Origin of the sequence: Enterococcus sp. DIV0755b, from assembly GCF_051713765.1 — a bacterium.
GTDB classification, from domain to species: domain Bacteria; phylum Bacillota; class Bacilli; order Lactobacillales; family Enterococcaceae; genus Enterococcus_C; species Enterococcus_C canintestini.
This window is the reverse complement of record NZ_JBIOQN010000001.1, coordinates 747,934-770,404: the sequence shown is the minus strand read 5'-3', so window position 1 is coordinate 770,404 and position 22,471 is coordinate 747,934. Positions and strand designations below refer to the sequence as shown.

Sequence of the window (22,471 nt, the reverse complement as noted above, 5' to 3'; positions counted from 1 at the left end):
GAAATTCGCTTTTAAAAGTTTACCATACTCCTAGTGAATACTTTCTTTTAAAGCTTTCAAATTTTGTTGCATCACGGAAATGTAAGTTTCTCCGTCATCCATTTGCTTTTGCGTTAAACTTTCCAACGGATTTAAAACAGACATCTTCACGCCTGTTTCTTTGGCTAATGTTTCAGCTACTTTTGAATTTGCATTTTCTTCAAAGTAGATAACTTTTGTCCCGTGTTCTTCTACAAAATGTTTTAATTCTGCTAGTCGGCTCGCAGATGGCTCTTGATCTGGGGAAATGCCTGAAATTGATTCTTGCGTCAACCCGTACTGGTGCGCCAAATAACCAAAAGCTGCATGTTGAACTACAAATGTTTTATTTTTTGCCGTTGAAAAAGCAGCTTGATATTCTTGATCTAAAGCTGTTAGTTTTTTTATATATGCCGCCGCATTTTTTTCAAATTGCGCTTTTTTAGCAGGGTACTTTTCACTCAGTTCTGCTTTTATTTCGTTGACCTCTTTAATCGCCATCACAGGATCTGTCCAAACGTGAGGATCTTTGTCATGGCTGTGATCGTGATCTTCATGGTCTTCATCTTCTTCATCATGACCATCTGAAGTTGCTGTAAGTAAATCAATCCCATCTGAGGCTTCAATTAGCGTAGTCTTTTTCTCATCAATATTTTCTTCAATTTGATCTACCCATGTTTCCATCTCTTCACTATTGTAGACAAAAACATCTGCATCAGAAATTTTGGCAATATCTTTGGCACTTGGTTCATAATCATGGGGTTCGGTCCCCGCTGAAATAAGCAGGCTAACATTTCCTTCGTCGCCGATAACTTCTTTGGTAAATTCATACATCGGATAAAAAGTCGCGATAGCCTCAATTTTTCCATTATCTGTTTTTGCTTGATTATCTGAATTGCCATTGGCACAAGCGCTTAAAAAAGCCACACTTAGTAACATACCTAGGCCGATTAAATATTTCTTCATGATAGTCCTCCTCAATTAAATCGTAAAATTACGATTTGTCACGAGAATTAATTTAACAGACAAAAAATAACCCGTCAAGATAAAACGTATATGTTACGATTTAAAGTCATAATCCTGGTCTAAACCGTAACAAAGGAGTTTTTGTTCATATGAACATTGAAAAATATTTAGCTTTTTAATGATTAAATAATTTTTATTCCTATTTATATAGAAAAGAAAAGATAAAAAAAACTGTCTACCTCAATTGGTAAACAGTTCGTTAAAAATTTTTCTTATTTATTCCGTTAACTAATCAATTCAGACTCCTAGTCTTAACCATAACATTCATTAAGCAATGGGTTCAATTGGCAAGTTCATACCTTTCCAACCTTCTAGTGCCCCAGCCAACTCATAAGCTTCAAAACCATTTGAAAGTAAAGTTAACAAAGCAGTCTTACCCAGAATTGTCCCACCTGTCCAATCATAAACAACATATGTTTTAGTTTTATCTAACTCTTCAAGATGTTGTGCCAAATCTTTGGCAGGTAATGGGATTGCACCTTTAATTTGGTCTTTTTTCACTGCTGCAGGTGCATTTCTCACATCCAAAACTACATAAGGTGAATCTTCTTGGCCTAGCGTATCTAAAATGGCAAAGTGATTAATATATAGGCTTAAGTAAGTTTCTAATAATTGAATTTTTTCATTCGTATTGGTGGTCATAATAAAGACTCCATTTCTTGGTTTAGTTTTTTGGTACCTTTTTCTATTTTAGTTAATAAATAAAAGAGCTGATCTAGTTCAGTGGCAGAAAAATCAGAGAAAATCAGCGCAACTGACTTAAAATTGGCTGGTAGAAAATTTGTCACAACTTTTTCACCTTGGGGCAGCAATTGAATGTTTACCATACGCTTGTCTTTTTTATCAATTTTCTTTTTCACCCAACCATCTTGTTCCATCTTATTCAACAGTTTTGTAACCGTCGCGCGGGCTGCACCTAATTTTTCGGCAATTTCAGAAGGAGCTAATTGTTGTTTATGCGCCTGTTTTAAAAACATTAAAATAATGAATTTAGATTCTGATAATCCATAATGCGCTAAAACTTGATCGTATCCTCGCTGCATTTCACGATAGGCCCATTGAAAATGAATAAAGGATTCTGCCACTTCTGGAGTAGTTAAATTGGGATATGCTTGGAGCGTCTGTTCAAAACGTTTAGCATCCGGACGATCATGAAAGGTAAATTGCGTCATTTTTTCACTTCTTTCAAATTTAATTAGCCAGCTAACTAAAATGTAGTTTATACTTGTTTTCACTTTTTGACAAGTAAAAAAGCTCATAAAAAAGAAGGTGTAACAGAAGCGACCAGCTTCAAGAAATAAGACGGAATTCCCGAAGTAACTGCTTTGAAGGCGCCCCAAAAGTTAGACCAGAAAATCTAACTTAGGAGGCGCACTTAACTTCTGTTACCCGTTGAATCGGAAATAGGAGGTGTAACAAGACTTTTGTCACACCTCTTACTCATTAATTAACCCGCCAATAGCTACTGCCGTCTTTTGTACGCGCCATAAAATCATATTCTATTAAGTAGCGCCTTACTGTCACAAAATCCGCAACATATTGTTGTAAAATTTCATTTAAAGCTGTTTCATGATAGTTTTTATTAAACTCAAAATGACTCACAATATCTGCCAGTAAAATAAGTTTACGCTTTTCTTTAGCGGGAAGTGTTTTAATATATCCTTTTTCATCGCGATACGTTGCCAAAACCTTCTGTTGCTCTTCTGGGGTAATATTGTAACGATCATCTAGCATTTTAGCATTGCGATGAGGTAAGAGCATATCTGGTTGCGCCAATAGTGTCATAATGCTAAGAAAAACTTGTGCTTGTCGCTGTTTTTCTTTTAACTTAAAACGATGATTTCTAACAGTAGAAGTTGTTACCCCAAGACGCTGGGCAATAAATTTATCTTCAATATTTTGCGCAAATAGCGTCAATATCTCCTGCTGCGTTTCACTCAAACCCGTTTCTTCTTTGGGCAATTGCAACAAAGCGGCTAAGGGACCTTGATGCTTTTCAGCAACGTGTACTTGCATAAATTTTTCTGCTTGTAAAAATTTTTCTTCATAAGGATAAACACAACCACTTTCTGCAACCGTCTCGCAATAAAGACAATGATATTTTTCCCCTTGTTGATAAAAACCCCGACTATAGTCTGCTACACTTAAATTATCCACAAACACCCCTCCTTAAAATATTATTAATCTATATATAAACTAACATATTTTATTTTCGTTTGCAAATAAACAAACATTTTTTGAATTATAACCAATGCCGGCAGACAGTTTTCTTTAATCAAACAAAAAACGGAAAACTTTTCTTGCAGCTAGTTTTAACCAACTGTCAAAAAGTTTTCCGCCTATTTTATTTACCAACCACCAGAAGCACCGCCACCGCCGGAAGAACCGCCGCCAAAAGAGCCCCAGGAACCGCCACCGCTGCCACCAGAAGAATTATGATTGGAGGCATTGTAACTAGAGGCCAGATAACTATGCGTCAATACTTGGCCATAATTGCCATACAATGTGTCTCCGATTAAAACGCGACCTAAACCTAATTTTTTGGCATTCGGCTGTTTCAATAAACGTCCTTGAATGACTGCTCGTTTCACGCTGCTGGCCGTTGCTGCTACGAACAGACCACTTAACATCACACAATACAATTCTGTCTGTTTTAATGTTTGTTGCGCACTTTTTTCATCCGTAAACATTTGCGGTAATTGTTGGCTAGTTGTTTGGTAGTCTTGATAAATTCCTTTTAAATAACGAATTCCTCGACTTAAACTAATCAGCAATACCACCGCCACTAAAATCATCACCACAAAGAAAATACGTAAGCCCCAATAAAATAAATTCAAATTATTTTTTTGAGACTCTACTTGTGCAATTTGCGAATCAACTAAAGCCGTTTTCGTATTCATTAAATCAAATACTTCTCCGACCACTTGACTGATCCCTTTGCTATAGTTTTTATCTTTAAATAAATCGACTACATCATCATTATTAATGATATCATCTGCGGTCGCATCAGGAATCAACCCTTCTAAACCATAGCCGACTTCTAGTCGAAACTTACGATCATCTAGTGCAACCAAATATAAAACACCATTATTTTGCGTTTTATCGCCAATTCCTAATTGATTAAAAATTTTATTGGCATAAGTTTCAATATCTTCTCCACCCGGCAACTCTTTAACTGTCACAACCTCTAGCTGGGCACCTTCTGTACTAGCAGCAAGTTGTTTATTCAAATTGTAAATTTTCTTTTTAGTCGCCGCATCGATAATTTTGGCATTATCAGAGACAAAAATGTTATTTTTATTAATTGTAATTGTCGCATTTGTCTCTTTGATGTTTACTTGATAATTGTTTGCTTGACTCGGGTAATCGCCAAGTTTAGCCATATTTTCCTTTAAAACCGTATCAAAAGATTTTTGTGGAGGTTGAATTTTACCCGCTAAAATATCTTCTCTTTGGGTATTTAACGTTTGTAATTGTGCGTTATACTCCGCTTTTTTGGCCGTAAAATTGTGATTATCTACAATCGATCCCACTAATCCGACACCAAAAAGTAAAATGATCATGAAAAAGATGAATCGCATAATGCGATTACGTTTTTTTACACCTTGGTAAAATTCTCGAATTCTTTGATCGATCTTAACCGTTGAATTGGTCGGGCTTTTTGTATTCATCTGCCCCACCACCTTTACTCAAAACTAACATCTGGCACTTTTTCCGCACCAGCGTCAGCTTTAAAGTTTGCTTTCTTTTCAAAGCCTAACATTTTGGCTACGATATTTTTAGGAAAACGAACCAAGTTTTGATTGTAGCTTTGAACTTCCGTAATATAATTTCTCCGCTCCACTGAAATACGATTTTCAGTACCTTCCAATTGTGTCATTAACGTTTTAACATTTTCATTGGAAGCTAACTGTGGATAGCTTTCTTTAATCACACTAACCATGGTGCCGACACTTTGATCAATTTTATCGTTAGCTGCCACTTTTTCTGACGGTGTGGAGGCTTGATTGTATTCTTTTCGCGCTTCCGTAATTGCTGTAAAAATTTCCGTTTCATGTTGCATACTACCCTTAACGCTATTTACCAAATTCGGGATTAAATCTGCCCGACGTTGCATGACGTTTTCCACTTGCGACCACTTTGCATCAACACTATTTTCTGCTGTTGCCAAACTATTGTAAGTTGCAATGAAATAACCTACAATTCCGACCACAATAATACCAATGATCCCAATCACTGTTAGCGTACTTTTCTTCATTTCATTTCCTCTTTTCTACCACCCAATAGTGCGGTTCCCCTCCGCTAGTGGCTTTAGCTTATTGTACCACTAAGGCTTAGTGCTGCCTCATACTTAGGACTGATTTTTCTTTGTTGGCACAAGATTTAGAAAAAGAAAAAAATTTCAGTTGCTTTAATTAATCAGGAGAAAGATTATTAATAATAATTAAATAAGCTTATCTGAAGGAACTCCACTAATTTTAGATTTGTACATTTTCTGGGTTTGAAATCTTACGAAAGACGTTATCATTTACATTCTACTATTTTTAGATTTGTACAAAAGTCTGAAGAGTTCATACTCTGACGATGATATGCATTTACATTCCACTATTTTTAGATTTGTAATTATTTAAAAAAAGTTGAAGTAAAAAAGTATGTTGGATTTACATTCCACTATTTTTAGGTTTGTACTCCAATGCACAACTAATGATTCACCGTGCTAGCACAATTTACATTCCACTATTTTTAGATTTGTACGCAGTCACCTTGCGCACAACCGCATTTTCAGTCGCTATTTACATTCCACTATTTTTAGATTTGTACCGGAACAACTGCAAAAGAAGCAGCGGAAACATTTTCATTTACATTCCACTATTTTTAGATTTGTACTAGTTCACTGGGTAATCTGTACGGCAATGGAATCGATTTACATTCCACTATTTTTAGATTTGTACCCCTCAACTTCATTTCCGCTTTGGCTGTTTGTATGATTTACATTCCACTATTTTTAGATTTGTACCCGCTGAATATCAACAATATCTGAATTCTCAAACATGATTTACATTCCACTATTTTTAGATTTGTACGCGAGAGCCTCCAATATTATCATCTGATTCCTGCCAATTTACATTCCACTATTTTTAGATTTGTACGTAACATTGATTGGACGGGTAACCTTACCTACGCAATTTACATTCCACTATTTTTAGATTTGTACATAGCCACACGGTTGAGGGTGTGAACGTGTTATTATTATTTACATTCCACTATTTTTAGATTTGTACACCATACGTAAATGTTTCAGATTTAAAAATTCCTAGATTTACATTCCACTATTTTTAGATTTGTACCAGAACGCCTAGTATCAGCAGAAGCCACGTCTAATAAATTTACATTCCACTATTTTTAGATTTGTACAAGAAAATGTAACGACACGTGTTAGAGTGTACTCCAATTTACATTCCACTATTTTTAGATTTGTACAGATTTAGAAAACCAACCGGTCAGCTTGCAACAAATATTTACATTCCACTATTTTTAGATTTGTACCATCTCGTAAATCTTCTTGAATCTTTTCAACGTTAAAATTTACATTCCACTATTTTTAGATTTGTACGCTTCTGTTTCAGCCGGAATGGAAGGCGTTTCAGATATTTACATTCCACTATTTTTAGATTTGTACTGTAGCAATCAACCCGACACCAAAAAATTTAAAAGTATTTACATTCCACTATTTTTAGATTTGTACAAAAGAAAAAGAAAAATTGTTAATTCATGGGAGCGTATTTACATTCCACTATTTTTAGATTTGTACCGTGTCTGCTGTATCTGGAGCTTGTGAGGCAATGTCATTTACATTCCACTATTTTTAGATTTGTACGTGCCATTGTTAATCACCCTCTACGTCTTGCGTGATATTTACATTCCACTATTTTTAGATTTGTACTCCGCAAGCCCAACTGAAGTTATACAAAGGGTAGTAAAGTGGTTATCTGTCTACCCAAGAAAATTTATTAATTTTCTTTTCAAAAATAACAAGAAATAATATTAAGAATCCTCTTTTGAATTGGATTCTCTGCCTGTTGTCATAACTACAGGATTTATCGGTTATTACCCATTGACAGATTGATTAGAAGTTCAAAAAAAATTAGAGAGAATATCTGAATTATCTATACCAATATACTCTTTTGTTAACCATCGTTTATTAGAGTTTTTAAATATTAGAACAGAATCCAGATCATCTCGTATATATTCTTTTAATTCTTGTTCTAATTTTTTTAGTTTTGCAGGTGTGATTTCTCCTTCAAAAACGGATTTTTGAATATGGGTTAAATACTTTTTACAAATTTTAAAGACTTTATTTAAAACCCGCGCACCGTTCATCTCTAATGAAATATCATATACTAAGATTATATACATAGATTCACCACCAAATTCTAAAAGGTTCATATTCCTTATCGTGCATAAGATGTTTAATTAACTTATAACATTCCAAACGCATTAGCCTGCGATAAGAAACATTTCTTTTGAGCTCTCGATGCCTAATTGTCTTATTTAATCGCTCATCAAACTGACGTAACACTTTTTGCTGGGCATTTTGCTTCAAGTAATTTCCCATTGATCCTTTTTCAAAATCTTTTTCACTGATGATCTTTTTATTAATTAAAGAAAAAATCAAACGGTCTACAATTAACGGCTTAAAAATTTCAGAAATATCTAAAGCTAGTGAGAACCTTCTCTCTGAATTACTGTGGAGATAACTAATAGTCGGATTTAACTGACTCACGTAAATTTCAGATAAACAAGCACTATAGGTCAACATATTGAGATAAGAAAGTAAAGAATTCACCATATTATCAGGTGGTCTTCGCACTCTGGCTTTGAATTCAATTTGATTGTTCAATATTGTTTCCCAAGCACTATAGTAAATCTGATGAATGTTTCCTTCTATTCCCATTAACTCATCGATTTCAGTTGTACGATATATCCTTTTTCTCACCGCTTCGATACTTGATATTTGTTCACCTACTTCTTTTCCTCTTCTCCTATAATACTGCAGATTACGCAAATTGTTTGCTGTCGCACCCTCAACAAATTTTTGCGCTAAAGTAATTCGTTTCTCTGCTTCTACAGAATGAGTAACCTGCTCTACAAGTAATTTTCCTGATACATTTTTTTCTCTAGGATAAAAAGTTCCAGTGTAGTAGCCATAATAGTTAAAGAAGTGAACTGGAATTTTCATTTCAGATAAATAACTCAAACACTTTGTATTTGTCGTTACTTCCCCAAATAAATATAGGTCCCTAGTCATTTCAATCTTTAAATCTTTTTTGCGACCATCTGCCGTTTCCATGCGAACGACATTATCCTTTCGACTTAATGTGCCGCTTGAATATAGGTAATAACTTTCCAATATCTCACCTCCTAAATAAAACAATATTCGTAATAGGCGCATTTTGAACAAATTTTCTTTTTTACAATTTCTGGTGGCTGTGATTGGACGATTATTTCCTGAATATGTTGTAAAATTTTTTCTAATTCCATTATGTCATCTTGTTCTAAAGTTACTTCAATTCTTTCTTTTAATTTTGGATAATCTAAATATCCTTTTTTAACGGGAATGTCCTTTTTTTGCAGATAGTACAAATAATACCGTAATTGCCAAATAGCAGCAGGCTCAATAGCTCGTGACTTTTTGACTTCATGTAAAATTTCCCACTTCTCTAAAAAATCAATATTAATAGTTCCATCTAACATTACTTGCTTACGTTTTCCTTTATAACTGCTTGTATCAAGTAATTTACCTAATTGAACGTTTTCGTTTTCTTCCTCGTATTGCAAGCCTTGTGAAAACAACCATAATTTCCGCGGACATACAAAATAATAATTAATCATATTGCCAGTAATTTTCATCGTCATTCCCCTAAAAAAATCGATCTTCCTCTACACCGTGCAATGTTTCAAATCCATAATCTTTTGCGTATTTTCCATCGACGATATAAAAGCCCTCATATTTACCAATTTCTTTGAATTGAACTTGATTTTGTTGTGCGCACTTAATAAATAACCATTCAGCAATAGAGATTTTATAATCATCTAATTTTGAGCGGTAAATACGGCGAATAATGCTAGGATTTTCCTTAAACTGTTGTGAAATTTCTTTTGAAGTTAGGGTTAAAACTCTCACGCACTCATTAATTTCTGTCGTAAAATCGTCATAAATTTTTCGTGGAATAATCGCTCGAGATTGGATATTTCGAAAAAGTCGTTTGACTTCTTTTTCACTTTTGTCATCATTTTCAGTTACACTCAGCCACGCTAACATCGTTTTGATTTGATGGTAATAACTCGTCTCTTTTAATGCCTCTGTAGTATAAGTTGCCGCAATTAAGCTCATCTTTTCATGTTCGTTTAAAATGCCGTCTTCTCTACTGCGCAAAGCTTTTTTGGATAGTGAAAAGATTTCGTCATGAACAATGGAATGTTCACTTTTACTAATACCGCTGGTGAAATTATCTCCTCCATCAAAAACATATACGTTTGGTTTGTTACGATTTACCAGTGAACGTTTTCGATAGCAACGTCCCATCCGCTGAAAAAGGCCATTCAATTCTGATAACTCTGTGATTAATAAATCAAAATCGATATCCAGTGAAGCCTCCACGACTTGTGTCGCAATCCAAATTCCTGCTTGATTTGATTGCGCAAATTTCATAATATCCTGTTCTTTTTGTTGCCGATCTTTACGAATAAATTGGCTGTGAATTAATTGAATTTCTATCTTTGGTAAAAGTGCGCTTAATTCTTGATACACTTCCTTAGCTTTTCGGACTGTATTGCAAATAACTAAAAGCTTGCCCTTTTGATACAGTTTTGCAATCATTTCTGCTGATAGATTATCTTTTATCAGCTGCAAGTAGTGGCGTTCTAATAAATCTTCATCCAGAAATGGCTGCTCTCTCATTTCCCACTTTAGTCCTTGTGATTGAAATAAATCCAATAAATATGCCGGTAAAGTGGCCGTCATCACTAAAAACTTACCGCCAAAATCTTGAATTTCTTTTAATCCTTTTAATAAATAAGCCAATAAATCTGGGGAATACATTTGAATTTCATCAATCACTACTTTTGAATAAGCAAAAGTTGCTAACTTTTTCTCAAATCCTGCATAGTGATAAACAAAATCAAAGGTCTGATCCAAAGTTGTAACCGTTAACGGTAATGACCAGCTGCGTGTTTCGTTTAAGTAATTCGCTAACTGATCTAATTCAACTACCTCATTCTCACTATCTGCTGCTAATAAAACAGCTAAACTATCAGAATGGAGAATCCCGACTTGTTGTTGATAGTTTGCTTTATCTGCAATACCATCACGAATTCGTGTATAAATAGCATTGATTGCTGCGCGTAAAGGTAAGGTGAAAAATCCTTTGTTATCACCAAGCCATAGTAGCCCCGCTTCTGTTTTACCTAATCCAGTCTGGCCAATCACAATCAAATTATCATTTTGATGTTGTTCAACATACTTTTGCATCTCGTTCCAATCAGCTGTGACGGTGGGAGATTTTTGCTTCCAGCCATTTAACACCCGACTCATATTATGACTTAAAAAGTTAGCTGGATACTCAACCGGATAATCCCCACTAGCTGCATAATCAATACGATTAAGTAAGCCCTTAAGCATGACATATAATTTAAAATAATCATCTTTACTACTAGGTCGATGTAAAAATCGATAAAAGCGCGCATCAGGGCGTGCAATTTCATTGGGAAAAGGTAAACCTAACTCAGAAAAAGGAAAATGTTTTGCTGGAACCTGCAACTTTGCTATCTCATTATCATATTGGTCTTTAGTAAGCTGAGAAAAGTCACGTTCATGATGCAATGCAATGGCATACGTCATGGCTTTTACGTCAGCAACACCATAAACTTTTTTTAATTCCTTTACCGGTAACAAAGCAATGCTTAGTAATGCATGGGGAATCTCCCCTTCTTTTTTCATCGTACCTTCCCTGATTTTTTGCTGAAATAATTCATTGATTTTTCCTAAATCATGATATTTACAAATAAGACGAAGGAGACTCCAATTTACTGGAATCTCCGGATAATACTTTTTTAAAAGGTCGTAGTTTTTCAACAAATTTTCTGTATGTTGAATAATTGTTTCTCCAGCAGATTTTGCTAAATATTCCATTATTCTTCCTCCAGATTCAAAAACACAATATCGCCTTCTTCGTCAATTGGTACAATCTCTTCTTTAAAAATAATAAAGTCACCAGAATATAAAACTTCTTCTCTTTCAATCCAGTTTCTTTTGTATTTTGGTTTCTTTTCTGTTCCCAGATTATATAGTTCATATACTTTAGGCAGAATAAAGCGCGTTCCTGAAAGATCTGTTCCTTCACCTTCGATTGATAATTTTTCGTCGGTCAACCAATTAATGGGGATATATGCATGCCATTGATCTTTAAAATCTCTTTCATTTGATAATTCTTGTTTTTGAATTTCAACAATCTTCACTTCTTCAAAATTTGCTAAATCTTCTCTACGGCCCAAAGAGGGAAATTCTGCAGGATATTTGAGAAACTGATAAATCTCTTTCACTTTACTCTGGTCTTTAGGAATAATGTGTAGGATTAGATTTACATCCACCAACAATTCGGTATAACCAATTCCTCTACTCACGCCAAATTCATTAACTTTTAGTTGATGACGGCCTTTTTCAAATTTCATTCCATTCTTAAATTCGTATCGCGTATATAAATCATTGGTTTTAGAAAAGTAATCCCCCTGAACACTGATATCCATTGGTTCGTATTGTTGATAACCACACAAATTGTGGACCATTCCAATTACTGTCGATAACGGTGGTAAAGGATACGTTTCCCGCAGCTGGAAACTAGTTGGGCGGCGATAATTGACCATGTCTTGATGGATAATTAATTTAATTCCCTTCATAATAATCCGCTACTTTCTGTTTCAATTCTTCAAAAACTTGCGGGATTTTTTTACCATCTAAAACTTGATTGATTTCAGCAGTATTCTCAAAGGCATCTTTTACTACACCGACTAATGTTTCATTTCGAATTTCATCCGTTAAAACACCTTCAATTTTGTCTACATCAATTTTATTTTGTTTAACATCAACCACATTTTCAAATAAAGGATTTTTGCGTTCATAAACGCCCCCAACCACAAATAAAGGTTGCAAGTTTTCTCTGCGACCACGAATATCCCGATACAAATATTGAATAGTATCCAATAATTTTTGCACGCGCCGACTCCGTTCTTCATTAGGTAGCGTAATTTCGCCATTATGGTCAATGCCAATTTCATCTAAATCTGCTGTGATGGTATAGCGATAAAATGAACGATGAATTTCAGATTGAGCGATAGAGTTCATCGCTTTTTCATTACCATTTTCTCGCAAGCGCTTTGCAAGGCCCATGTTAGTTAAAAAATCAGTATCCCCTTTATAAGTCTCTAATGAAATGGCATTTGATAAACGGACTTTAGCTGATCGAGTTAAGGCGTTATCTCCTTTGACTGTTTTCATATATCCAAACAAATCCACTTCCGGATATTTATCAATTGTGGCATGTTGGTCAAATTGGATTACTTGTTTGGCCCCACTACCTTCAGCACTTAAAGAGGCTAATGGCTCTCCTAATTGTTCAACAATATTATAACGAAGCGCCTGCCGGGAAATATAAGTGTACTGCTCACCTTTACCTCGTGTTATTTTTTTCAAAGAGGCGACATTTCCTAAAGACTCACCATAATTGGCACTTTCCGCTAAAAAAATCATTGTTAGTGTTAATCCTTTACTCATTTTCATTTCCTCCTTCTGCATTGTGCGCTTCACCAATCATCCCCGTAACAAAACAATAACCAATCGTTTTGTAATGTTCATCATCAGAAAAAACTTCCGTAAAGTAATGCGGGACTTGCTTATTTAGATACATATAACTATTGAGCAAGATATCCATAAAAGCATTTCTATCATTGACTTTTAACGCATTCAACAACCGTAATCCAACAGAATCACCTTTACGTTTATTTGCGTATTCTTTTTTGAAAAAATAACCATCTCGTCGTATTCTTTCTAAGTCTTGTGGTTCTAGTGGTGTCATTTGAATCAACTCCTTCAAAAAGTTTTGATTAATTTCAATCATTTTCATGATTTGATTACTACTTGTATACACTTGCCCACCGGTGGCTTTTACGCGTAAAATCTGATGAATTAAACGAAATAGATTAGTATTATTCATTAAAGAATCTACTACCTCTGGATATAAATAATGTGACTCACTATTTAACGTAAAGCCGGCATTAAACAGTTGCGGTAATTTTTCTTTGGACATATTGATTGTTCGTAAAATATGTTTGGGCAATAAATTAAAGTAATAGCGCTCATTTTCATAACGAATTACTTGAATATCTTGAATTTCTTTGCGACTTTGGCGATTCATTTGATCTTGCAAGGTTCGAATTAGTGCCGCATAAGTGTTTTTGGATCGAACATCTGTCTTATTCAGCTCCAAAACATTTAGACGAATCCCTTTATTAACATCTATTAAAGATTGGAGGGTATGATTGTCGTTCACAAATAATCCTTGATTATATACATACGTAAAACCTGCAGGAATACAGGTATACATTAACCGACATATTGGACACATATAAAGATCATTGTTAAAATCCCATGCGTTACTCTGCTTGCGATTTGCGTCATAGCCGGCTTGATTTATGAAGCTGTACGATATGTCTCCTTTTTTTATTGGCCGATGACAATTTGAACAAGTCAATTTATCTTTTTTATGCTCTTCATTTAAGTAGTTCATCATGGAAGAAACAAAATATTGATGATATTTCTCAAAAAAATCCCCTTTACTTTCTTGGCGATTTAAAAAAGAGACATCGCTATAACCTTTATTAATGACGGAATAAATTTGAATTTTAGCAGGTAAATAACGTTGCACATCTGCTCTTTTAAAATAGACGTAAACCTTATCTAATTGTTCATATAACTTTTTAACCCTTTCAACAACTTGTTCTCTATTTTGCTCAAGTTCATTTTTTTCAACTTATCTAGCTTGATACTTTTTAGCAGTCCCTCAATATCAACAGAAGATTCAATTAGGGGATAAACTGCTTTATAACTGTTACTCGTGCCATATCGCTTCAAGTCGGTTAAATATTTTTGTAAGCGATCATAATCTTTTCTTGTAAAATGGCTAAAGTTATCTTGTTGTTGTCGTGTCATTTCAGCTTCATAAGCGAGTATTTTTGTAAAAGAGGATAATTTTTCATATTGTTTCGCAAAATAGTTGAAGTATACTTCTTCAAAATTTACAAACTCTGATAAGGGAACCTCAATACTCTGATTTTTAATCGTCACATGGTCTTCCCCTAAAATATTTACTAAGCCACAGATTGCTGCATTCTCCAGCCAAGAATTTAAGCGAAATTCGATGATGTCATTTTCAGCTAATTCACTCATTTTTTTCACCACCTTGTTGTACTTGATTCAAAAATCCGAAGTATAAGCCTGTCTTACTTCCCAGACCTATGTCGCGGATGATATTCAACAAATATGGTTCTCCCACCAATTTAATCTGACCAATCCCCCCTTGATAATATTTTTCATAGGCTTTTGTTACTGTCTTTTTCATCCTTACAGGCTCGATTGTTAAATTGTCGATATCAAAATTGACACTACGCCCTAATTCTGGTTCGAGACGGTTTTTTAAATTTTGTTTTAAAACAGCAGCATATCTTTCATCTTTAAAATCCAAAAACCAATCTTTTCGCGTTTCTCGGTTGTGATCTCGTGCTAAAATTGGTGAAACAGCTTGAAAAATCACTTCATTTTCTCTAATTGGTACCTGATAAATGGGTGCAATGGATTTTACTTGAATTTTCAACCCTTCACAAAAAGACAGCGCTTTCAATTCTTTCAAATAAATAAAGCCATTGTAGACAGCCACGGCTAAATCAGCTTGAGAAGTAGAAAATAAATAAGTTACATTAGGCGATTTTAATAAAATTCGCTCTTTTTCAAAAACTGCAGCTTTAAAAAAAACAGCTTGTGAAAATAATTTTTGTTGATTGGTTTCATATAACTCGTGATAAACTTCCGGGGCTGTTTGCTCAAGACCACGTTTCAATAACGAAAGAAAATAACTATGATACTTGATGGGCATAGTTGAATCTTCCAAAAGCGAAACAAATTCCAAATTAATCTTAAAACGCATCGTTTTCACCTCATTTGTTCTATTTGATTATGATGTTATTCATAATGAACTCGTTAAAATAATGATACCTCAAAATCTTTTATTTCCAAAAGAAAAACATTAACTAGTTATTTATAATTCAACTTCACACTCATTAGACAGTAAAACTTTTTATAAAACAATCAGATATTGAGTAAGTTTTTTACCACTATCTATGATAAAAAAAGTTTCAGTGAGATACTCTCACTGAAACTTTCACTCTGTTATTATCGTAATGTTCGTACCAAGTAAACCTCGTCACAAAAACCCTTTAACGCATTATAAATTCGTTGGGCGCGGGAATGTTTTTGACATAATGCAAAGCAAGTTGGACCACTGCCACTCATTAAAGCAACGTCTGCACCATATTTCATCATGCGATCTTTGATTTGTTGAATAACTGGATGGCGCTCAATTGTAATATCTTCCAAACTATTGCCCATATTGGCAATCATCTGTTGGTAATCGCCTGCAGCAATTGCAGTACGCAAGGCAGCGATATTCGGATGATGGATCTTCGTAACATCCACTTTCGGAAAAACTGTGCGAGTTGAAACGCTAATGCGCGGTTTTACCAACACCACCCAACATGGCGGCATGGGTTTAATCGGAGCCACAATCTCACCTTTGCCTCCAACAAAAGAGGTGGTGCCATAAAGACAATAAGGAACATCCGTGCCAATTTTAACCCCAATTTCAACTAACGTATCATTACTTAATCCAAGATTCCAGAGTCGGTTCATTCCTCTAAGGGCCGCTGCTGTATCACTACTGCCACCACCTAGACCTGCTGCAACCGGTATTTGTTTTTGTATCGCAATTTTAACACCTTTTTGAATATTACAGCGTTCTTTTAATAATTGAGCTGCTTGATAAACATTGTTACGTCTATCTACCGGTAAAAAGGCTTTATTGGTTTCAACGATGATACGATCTTCTGGCAGCTCTTCTATTGTCAAACGGTCTGCTAAATCAACACTAGCCATGACCATCTCCAATTCATGATAGCCATCTGGGCGTTTGTATAAAACGTCTAGCCCTAGGTTGATTTTTGCAGGTGCTTTTTCAATGATCTCCATCTTTCCACCTACCTTTCTCTTTTTGGCAATTTCCGCTAAAAATGCCACAATCGTTGTGTATTCTATCATAGCAGAAGATAATTGTATAGTTTAGGAAAAAACCTCTAAAACCGTTACTTTAGCGATATTTTTCTTTTTTCAAAGTATTTCTAAGACTATTCAAAATATTTGAAGAAAAATGAAGTTGGACCTACAATAGAAGTAGAAAAAGAAAGGTGTGATAAAAATGGCAGATTTATTCCCACGTAGTTTTTCTGATGGTGAAGAAATGATTGGACGTTTGATGAATAACTTCTGGCAAGATCGTTCCTTAGCCACTGATATTAAAGAATTTGACAGCTACTATGAAGTGAAAGCTGATCTTCCTGGCATTAGTAAAGAAGATATTAAAGTGACCTATGCAAATGATACTTTGACCATTCGTGCCAAACACACCGCCAATAATGAAGAAAAAGATGATGACGGTCACTATTTACGTCGCGAACGGACAAGTAGTACTTATGAACGTAGCTTTGCTATGAAAGATATTGATGAAGAAAATATTAAAGCGGCGTTTGATAACGGCGTGTTAACTTTAGAGTTACCAAAGAAAGTTGTCAAAGAAATTCATGGAAAAGATATTCCAATTGAATAAACTGACGGCTTTACTAAATGCTTACTGACGCTAAATGGCCGTAGTGAGTGTTCGATATAAGTGATATTTAATGGTAATAATGGCTGTGACAAGTCTGTTGTCACGGTCTTTTTTTAAATAAAAAATAAAGGAGTGACACGATGGATTTTGATGTTTTATTTTTAGGTAGTGGTCAAGGTGCTTGGAATGGTGCAATTCCAATGGCAAAAGCAGGTCTAAAAGTTGGTGTAGTGGAAGAAGGTCTTTTTGGTGGTGTCTGTACAAATCGTGGTTGTAATGCCAAGATTACGCTTGATCGCCCAGTGGAAATTTTACGCCAAGTGGAAGAGCTAAAAGGACGCGGTTTTGATAGTCTTCCCACTTTGAATTGGCATGATTTAATGGCACACAAACATGAAGTTATCGATAGCTTAGCCCAAGGCAATAAGGACAAATTAGAAAATGCCGGCGTTCAAACAATTATCGGCCATGGTTCATTTATCGATAGTCATACAATCGCTGTAGCAGACAAAAGGTATACTGCTGAAAAAATTGTTATCGTTAGTGGTCGCCTTCCCCATCGTTTGGATATTGTCGGTAGTGAATTATTTCATGATAGCACTGACTTTTTAGTAACAGAAGAGATGCCAGAGAAAATAACTTTTATTGGCGGAGGGTATGTCGCCATGGAATTTGCCACAATTGCGAATGCTTTTGGAAGTGATGTAACTGTTATTTTACGAGGAGAGAGCATTCTTAAAGATTTCCATCAACCTTATGTCCAAGAAGTTGTTGCCGACTTGAAACGTCGCGGAGTAAAATTTCAAAAAAATATTACTTTAGAATCAGCGGAAAAAACTGAAAAAGGAATTGTTTTACATGGAAAAGAAGGCTATCAACATACTACTGACTATGTTTTAGATGCTACTGGTCGACTACCACAAACCCAAAACATGAATTTTGAGGGTATCGGGTTAGATTTTGATCCAATCAAAGGAATTTTTGTCAACGAATTCTTAGAAACCAATGTCTCAGGTGTTTATGCTACCGGGGATGTATTAAATAAGACACAGCCTAAAATCACCCCAGTTGCTGCGTATGAATCCCAATATTTAGCCCGCTTATTTACGGGGAAAACAAAAGAGCCAATTACTTACCCACCAATTGCTCAAAACGTCTTCACTTCCCCACGGATTGCAACAGTTGGGGTTACGCCAGCAGAAGCAAAAAAAGCGCCGGAAAAATATAGCATTACTGCCGTTGATTACGCTCAAAAAGATTGGTTTCATCAAGTTGGAAATGATGCCATTAATAAAATCACCTTTATTCACGATCAAGAAGGATACTTAGTCGGGGTAACAAATGTTGGTAACGATGCTGTCGAAACCATTAATGGTCTGTTAGATGTGATTAACGCCAAAATTAAGGCTCCAGACCAAGAAGAGCTCATTTATATCTTCCCAAGCATCGCCCATTCTTATATGAAATATATCTAAACGAAAAAGCAAAACAAACGCGGGTAGCTTGCTAGCGATAAACTGGCATTATATTAGATTGTCTTTCCAATTTCTTGAGATTTTAGCTTATTGCCGGCGAGAACTCGTTGGTGATGCTAAACAACCAGAAAAGCTGGATATCACGGCTAGTTCTTGGGAAAAATTCCAAAAAATAATCATTTAACTGAAAAACTAGTAACTCTGCTCGTTTTTTCCAACAGAGTTACTAGTTTGCTTTTTATTCTACTTTATCATATATTATAGCGTTTAATTTCTGTGTTAACTAAATTAAACGCTAGAAATTCTTGCATGTTTTTCCCAGAAAAATAGTTGTCCACTACACGGCTAACTGCATTGTGGCATACGAGAAGAACATGTTCGCTTCGATTTTCTAATTCTGACAAGAGTGGATAAACTCTGCTAGCAACATCTAAAATAGATTCTCCATTTGGAAAAGGAAGAGAAAACTCTAATCTAGCTTTTTGAAAGTCTGGTGTCGAAATCGCTTGTCCATCATAAATCCCAAAATTCATCTCAATTAGGCGCTCATCTGTTATTAAAGGTAATTGCAACTTATCATTAACAATACGCGCAGTTTCTTGCGCACGCTGTAACGGCGAAGCGATTATTTTATCAACTTTAATTTCTTCTGCAATTATTTTTTTTGCTAGATTTTGCGCTTGTCTACGTCCCTCTGGCGTTAATGGAACATCTGCTCGTCCGCAAATTCGTTTTTCTATATTCCATTGTGTCTGCCCATGACGTGTAAGATAGATCATACTTTAGTACTTCCCAACTTTTTCTGACTTGACTTTTGTTGCTTTTGAGATTTTGGCATAACCTTTTCTCCTGGCATTTCTCCAATTACAATTTTGTTCTCTAAACCATTTTGTTTAAAGAAGTGTTCAATTGATTTTATATCTTGTCGAAATAGTGTAGAGAAATGAGTATTTTTTCCTTTATAAAAAGTAATAAAAGTTTCTCCTAGACGACTATCTTCTAATTGGATTGCTTCAAATTGTTTGTAGTCACCTATTAGGACACCAAATTTTATTAACCGCGTTGGTGTTAACCCTTCTTTTAGTACCCCAACCGAAGCAATTAAGATAGCAAAAATACTCAACTTTATTTGGTCCGCCAATTGCTGTGGCCAAAAGATAATTAAAATGCTGACGGCTAGCGTTAGTGTCAAGCCAATTTTGATAGTATTACGTTTTGCCAAAATGACAATTTCTTTTTGATCTTTAATTTGAATAACAAGAAGCAACGCTAAAAAAATCCCGATAACAATAGCCTCAGTCATTTTAATCAACCACCTTTCATATTAGCCTCAAATAACAAAAATTTTTTTAACTTTCATTACTACCATTCAGCTATAGTACCATCATAATTTTTCCATTGTGGATTAGTCCAAACTAACCCTTCTTGAGCGATTTCTTTAATTTTATCTTCATCCATAATTAAACCTAAACCTGGTTTGTCAGGCAAATCAACAAATCCATCTTGATATTGAAAAATTTCTTTATTTTTGACAAAGTCTAATAAATCAAAACCTTTATTATAGTGAATCCCTAAGCTTTGCTCTTGAATGAAAACATTAGGTGTACATGCATCAACTTGTAGTGTTCCAGCTAATGCTATCGGCCCGTATGGTGCATGCGGTGCAACAGCCATGTCATAAGCTTCGGCCATTGCAGCAATTTTTCTAGTTTCTAAAATCCCTCCACACAAAGCGACATCTGGTTGAATAATATCAATTGCACCTTGTTTAAAAATATTCTTAAATTGCCAACGTGTGTACAAACGTTCTCCAGTTGCTAAGGGTACTGACACCGAATTGGCTACTTCTTTAAAATGTTCTTCATTTTCTGGTAACACGACTTCTTCTAGGAACATTGGATGATATGGTTCCAACGCTTTAGCTAAGACTTTAGCCATAGGTTTGTGAACCCGACCATGAAAATCAACACCTATTGCCATTTTGTCTCCAAATCGTTCTCGTATAGATGCCACACGTTCCACTACTTCATCGACTTTTTCATAAGAATCAATATAGTGAAGTTCTTCTGTAGCATTCATTTTGACTGCTGTAAAACCGCGATCAAAACGGTCTTGTGCTTGTTCCACTACTTCACTAGGACGATCGCCACCAATCCATGAATATACTTTTATTTTGTCTCGAGCAGCGCCACCTAACAGCTCATACACAGGAACATTAAATGCCTTTCCTTTGATATCCCATAATGCCATTTCCAATCCCGAAACAATAGTGCCGTTGATTGGGCCGCCACGGAAAAACGAGCGGTGCATTTCTTGGAATAAGCGTTCAATCTCAAAAGGATTACGACCAATTAAGCGTTTTCCAATTTCATAGGCTCCAGCTACAACTGTTTCTGTTTTTGTTCCTGAAATCATTTCACCCCAACCATCAATTCCCTCATCAGTGGAAATTTTCACAAAAATCCAGCGAGGTTTTACTTTATAGACAGTAATATTTGATATTTTCACAGTATCTTCGCTCCTTACTTAACTCATTAAAATCCAACAATTTTAGGATCATACATTTTTTATTTTTAAAGCTTATTATTCTGTCACAGGTTCTTCATTTTCTTTATTAATTTGTTTTACTTTATCAAAGTAATACCATGCTCCAGCAAATGCGATAAGTAAAATTGGAATACCAATAATCGGTTGGTAAGAAAACGCTAAGAATACTAAATAACTTTGAATCATTGATGTTGCTGCAAATGATGAAATCAGCATTGAACTTGATCCGAGGTCAATTCCTACTTGTTTAGCAATTGCTGTTAAAATTGGAGATGTCGCAGTTCCACACCATAATAATGATGCTGTTACGACTAATCCGATTACAATATTTTTTAATAAATTACCGCGCGTTAAAGCAACAACCATGGCTACACGAAAAGGTACTACGGCTAAATCTGCAAATGGTAATACACGATTTCCAGGTAATACTAAAGCCATTGCAATGGTTAACGGGATAATAATCAATGCTGTCGTAATAACATCTGGATTCCCTACCACTACTGCAGCATCTAAACCAATAAATAAACGACGTCCTTTGAATTTTTCTTGTGACCATTTTTGTGCTGCATCAGAAATGGGCATCAATCCTTCCATAAATAGCGCTGTCATTTTTGGAATCAAAACTAAAACTGCTGACATGCTGACACCTAATTGCAATACTGCTTTAATATCATAACCAGCCAAAAATCCAATAACTAAACCAATAACTAGTCCCATAATCATAGAATCACCGAAAAATCCAAGGTACTTTTGAGCATCTTTAATCGTAAATTTAGATTTACGAAAGAAAGGAATTTTATCTAATAACCAATTTAACGGCCATGCGATTACAAGAGAAGATAACGCCGATACCGTTGGTAATGACACTCCTGGTATACCAAAGAAGTCCTCAACTAACGGTTGTGACCAATCAGACATTTTAAAAGTAATAACTGCCATTACAACTGAGGCTCCTACTCCAAGAAGTACATTTTTTGTTACAAAATACACCATAACCCCTACAATTGCCATGTGGTGATAGTTCCAAATATCTACGTCCAAAGTTTGAGTTTTCTTCAAAATTAACAAAACAATATTAACAATTAAAATAGCAAAAATCAGGATAGCAATAATAGGTGATGCCCAGGTAACAGCAGCAATAGATCCCCAGCCAACATCTAGTGCATCAAGTTTTACGCCAGTTCGTTCTACCATTGCTTTGGCTGCGGGTCCGACATTTGTAGTCATAAAATCTAAAATCAACTTAATCCCAGCAAAGCCAATTGCTAAAGTTAATCCAGATTTAAATGCTCGAGTAATTTTTAAGCCAAAAATCAAACCAATGATTGTAATGATTACAGGTAACATCACAGTAGGACCAGCATCAATGAAAAAGTTAAATACATCCATAATAATGTTCATCTTAATCTTCTACCTCCG

At 35.2% G+C, this 22,471-nt stretch carries 22 protein-coding genes and 1 CRISPR repeat array; of the genes, 2 read left to right on the top strand and 20 right to left on the bottom strand.

What is annotated here, in order from left to right:
* Positions 1–30 precede the first annotated feature (30 nt).
* The 16 genes from IGI65_RS03685 to ispE form a co-directional block, all read right to left on the bottom strand.
* On the bottom strand, positions 31–984 hold the full coding sequence (locus tag IGI65_RS03685) for a metal ABC transporter substrate-binding protein (RefSeq protein ID WP_438773272.1): 954 nt from the start codon (positions 982–984) through the stop codon (positions 31–33).
* Between the two features lie 327 nt (positions 985–1,311).
* Positions 1,312–1,686, bottom strand: a complete 375-nt coding sequence (locus IGI65_RS03680) for a rhodanese-like domain-containing protein (RefSeq protein ID WP_095006063.1) — start codon at positions 1,684–1,686, stop codon at positions 1,312–1,314.
* A complete protein-coding gene (locus IGI65_RS03675) occupies positions 1,683–2,216 on the bottom strand; it encodes a MarR family winged helix-turn-helix transcriptional regulator (protein ID WP_071865767.1) in 534 nt (177 codons plus the stop codon). The genes IGI65_RS03680 and IGI65_RS03675 overlap by 4 nt, the downstream gene beginning before the upstream one ends.
* Positions 2,217–2,487: 271 nt before the next feature.
* Positions 2,488–3,201: a DUF2087 domain-containing protein gene (locus IGI65_RS03670; protein WP_438773271.1), complete on the bottom strand. Its 714-nt coding sequence runs from the start codon at positions 3,199–3,201 to the stop codon at positions 2,488–2,490.
* A 191-nt stretch (positions 3,202–3,392) separates the two neighbouring features.
* The gene (locus IGI65_RS03665; RefSeq protein WP_438773269.1) at positions 3,393–4,715 is read right to left on the bottom strand and encodes a TPM domain-containing protein; all 1,323 of its coding nucleotides are present in this window, start codon (positions 4,713–4,715) and stop codon (positions 3,393–3,395) included.
* A 14-nt stretch (positions 4,716–4,729) separates the two neighbouring features.
* Positions 4,730–5,302: a LemA family protein gene (locus tag IGI65_RS03660; protein WP_438773268.1), complete on the bottom strand. Its 573-nt coding sequence runs from the start codon at positions 5,300–5,302 to the stop codon at positions 4,730–4,732.
* Between the two features lie 268 nt (positions 5,303–5,570).
* Positions 5,571–6,988: a CRISPR direct-repeat array (repeat unit 30 nt; unit sequence ATTTACATTCCACTATTTTTAGATTTGTAC).
* A 191-nt stretch (positions 6,989–7,179) separates the two neighbouring features.
* The gene (gene cas2, locus IGI65_RS03655) at positions 7,180–7,461 is read right to left on the bottom strand and encodes a CRISPR-associated endonuclease Cas2 (protein WP_095006066.1); all 282 of its coding nucleotides are present in this window, start codon (positions 7,459–7,461) and stop codon (positions 7,180–7,182) included.
* A 4-nt stretch (positions 7,462–7,465) separates the two neighbouring features.
* A complete protein-coding gene (gene cas1b, locus IGI65_RS03650) occupies positions 7,466–8,455 on the bottom strand; it encodes a type I-B CRISPR-associated endonuclease Cas1b (protein ID WP_438773267.1) in 990 nt (329 codons plus the stop codon).
* An 11-nt stretch (positions 8,456–8,466) separates the two neighbouring features.
* Positions 8,467–8,955 carry a CRISPR-associated protein Cas4 gene (cas4, locus tag IGI65_RS03645; RefSeq protein WP_071864451.1) on the bottom strand — a complete coding sequence of 163 codons (489 nt, stop codon included), beginning with the start codon at positions 8,953–8,955 and terminating at the stop codon, positions 8,467–8,469.
* A gap of 10 nt (positions 8,956–8,965) precedes the next feature.
* Positions 8,966–11,236 carry a CRISPR-associated helicase Cas3' gene (cas3, locus tag IGI65_RS03640; RefSeq protein ID WP_438773266.1) on the bottom strand — a complete coding sequence of 757 codons (2,271 nt, stop codon included), beginning with the start codon at positions 11,234–11,236 and terminating at the stop codon, positions 8,966–8,968.
* Positions 11,236–12,000: a CRISPR-associated protein Cas5 gene (gene cas5, locus IGI65_RS03635; protein ID WP_438773265.1), complete on the bottom strand. Its 765-nt coding sequence runs from the start codon at positions 11,998–12,000 to the stop codon at positions 11,236–11,238. The genes cas3 and cas5 overlap by 1 nt, the downstream gene beginning before the upstream one ends.
* Positions 11,987–12,874: a type I-B CRISPR-associated protein Cas7/Cst2/DevR gene (cas7i, locus tag IGI65_RS03630; protein WP_095006070.1), complete on the bottom strand. Its 888-nt coding sequence runs from the start codon at positions 12,872–12,874 to the stop codon at positions 11,987–11,989. The genes cas5 and cas7i overlap by 14 nt, the downstream gene beginning before the upstream one ends.
* On the bottom strand, positions 12,867–14,024 hold the full coding sequence (cas8a1, locus tag IGI65_RS03625; protein ID WP_438773264.1) for a type I-B CRISPR-associated protein Cas8b1/Cst1: 1,158 nt from the start codon (positions 14,022–14,024) through the stop codon (positions 12,867–12,869). Before cas8a1 ends, cas7i begins: the two co-directional genes overlap by 8 nt.
* Before the next feature lie 32 nt (positions 14,025–14,056).
* On the bottom strand, positions 14,057–14,545 hold the full coding sequence (locus IGI65_RS03620; protein WP_438773263.1) for a hypothetical protein: 489 nt from the start codon (positions 14,543–14,545) through the stop codon (positions 14,057–14,059).
* Complete coding sequence (gene cas6 / locus IGI65_RS03615) at positions 14,538–15,299, bottom strand: CRISPR-associated endoribonuclease Cas6 (protein WP_438773262.1); 762 nt, start codon at positions 15,297–15,299, stop codon at positions 14,538–14,540. Before cas6 ends, IGI65_RS03620 begins: the two co-directional genes overlap by 8 nt.
* Before the next feature lie 245 nt (positions 15,300–15,544).
* Positions 15,545–16,396: a 4-(cytidine 5'-diphospho)-2-C-methyl-D-erythritol kinase gene (gene ispE / locus IGI65_RS03610; RefSeq protein WP_071864445.1), complete on the bottom strand. Its 852-nt coding sequence runs from the start codon at positions 16,394–16,396 to the stop codon at positions 15,545–15,547.
* A 226-nt stretch (positions 16,397–16,622) separates the two neighbouring features.
* On the opposite strand from ispE, the gene IGI65_RS03605 reads away from it, so the two are divergent.
* The gene (locus IGI65_RS03605) at positions 16,623–17,030 is read left to right on the top strand and encodes an Hsp20/alpha crystallin family protein (protein ID WP_071864444.1); all 408 of its coding nucleotides are present in this window, start codon (positions 16,623–16,625) and stop codon (positions 17,028–17,030) included.
* Positions 17,031–17,170: 140 nt separating this feature from the next.
* Entirely contained in the window at positions 17,171–18,505 is a 1,335-nt protein-coding gene (locus tag IGI65_RS03600) for a dihydrolipoyl dehydrogenase family protein (RefSeq protein ID WP_438773261.1), read from the top strand.
* A 251-nt stretch (positions 18,506–18,756) separates the two neighbouring features.
* Here IGI65_RS03600 and IGI65_RS03595 read toward each other — a convergent pair whose 3' ends face one another.
* The 4 genes from IGI65_RS03595 to IGI65_RS03580 all read right to left on the bottom strand — a co-directional run bounded on the left by IGI65_RS03595 (position 18,757) and on the right by IGI65_RS03580 (position 22,453).
* Positions 18,757–19,284 carry a histidine phosphatase family protein gene (locus IGI65_RS03595; RefSeq protein WP_438773260.1) on the bottom strand — a complete coding sequence of 176 codons (528 nt, stop codon included), beginning with the start codon at positions 19,282–19,284 and terminating at the stop codon, positions 18,757–18,759.
* On the bottom strand, positions 19,281–19,808 hold the full coding sequence (locus tag IGI65_RS03590; protein ID WP_438773259.1) for a hypothetical protein: 528 nt from the start codon (positions 19,806–19,808) through the stop codon (positions 19,281–19,283). The genes IGI65_RS03595 and IGI65_RS03590 overlap by 4 nt, the downstream gene beginning before the upstream one ends.
* A 59-nt stretch (positions 19,809–19,867) precedes the next feature.
* Positions 19,868–21,013: a galactonate dehydratase gene (gene dgoD / locus IGI65_RS03585; protein WP_438773258.1), complete on the bottom strand. Its 1,146-nt coding sequence runs from the start codon at positions 21,011–21,013 to the stop codon at positions 19,868–19,870.
* 75 nt (positions 21,014–21,088) lie between these two features.
* Positions 21,089–22,453: a PTS galactitol transporter subunit IIC gene (locus IGI65_RS03580; RefSeq protein WP_095006078.1), complete on the bottom strand. Its 1,365-nt coding sequence runs from the start codon at positions 22,451–22,453 to the stop codon at positions 21,089–21,091.
* Between the last annotated feature and the right edge of the window lie 18 nt (positions 22,454–22,471).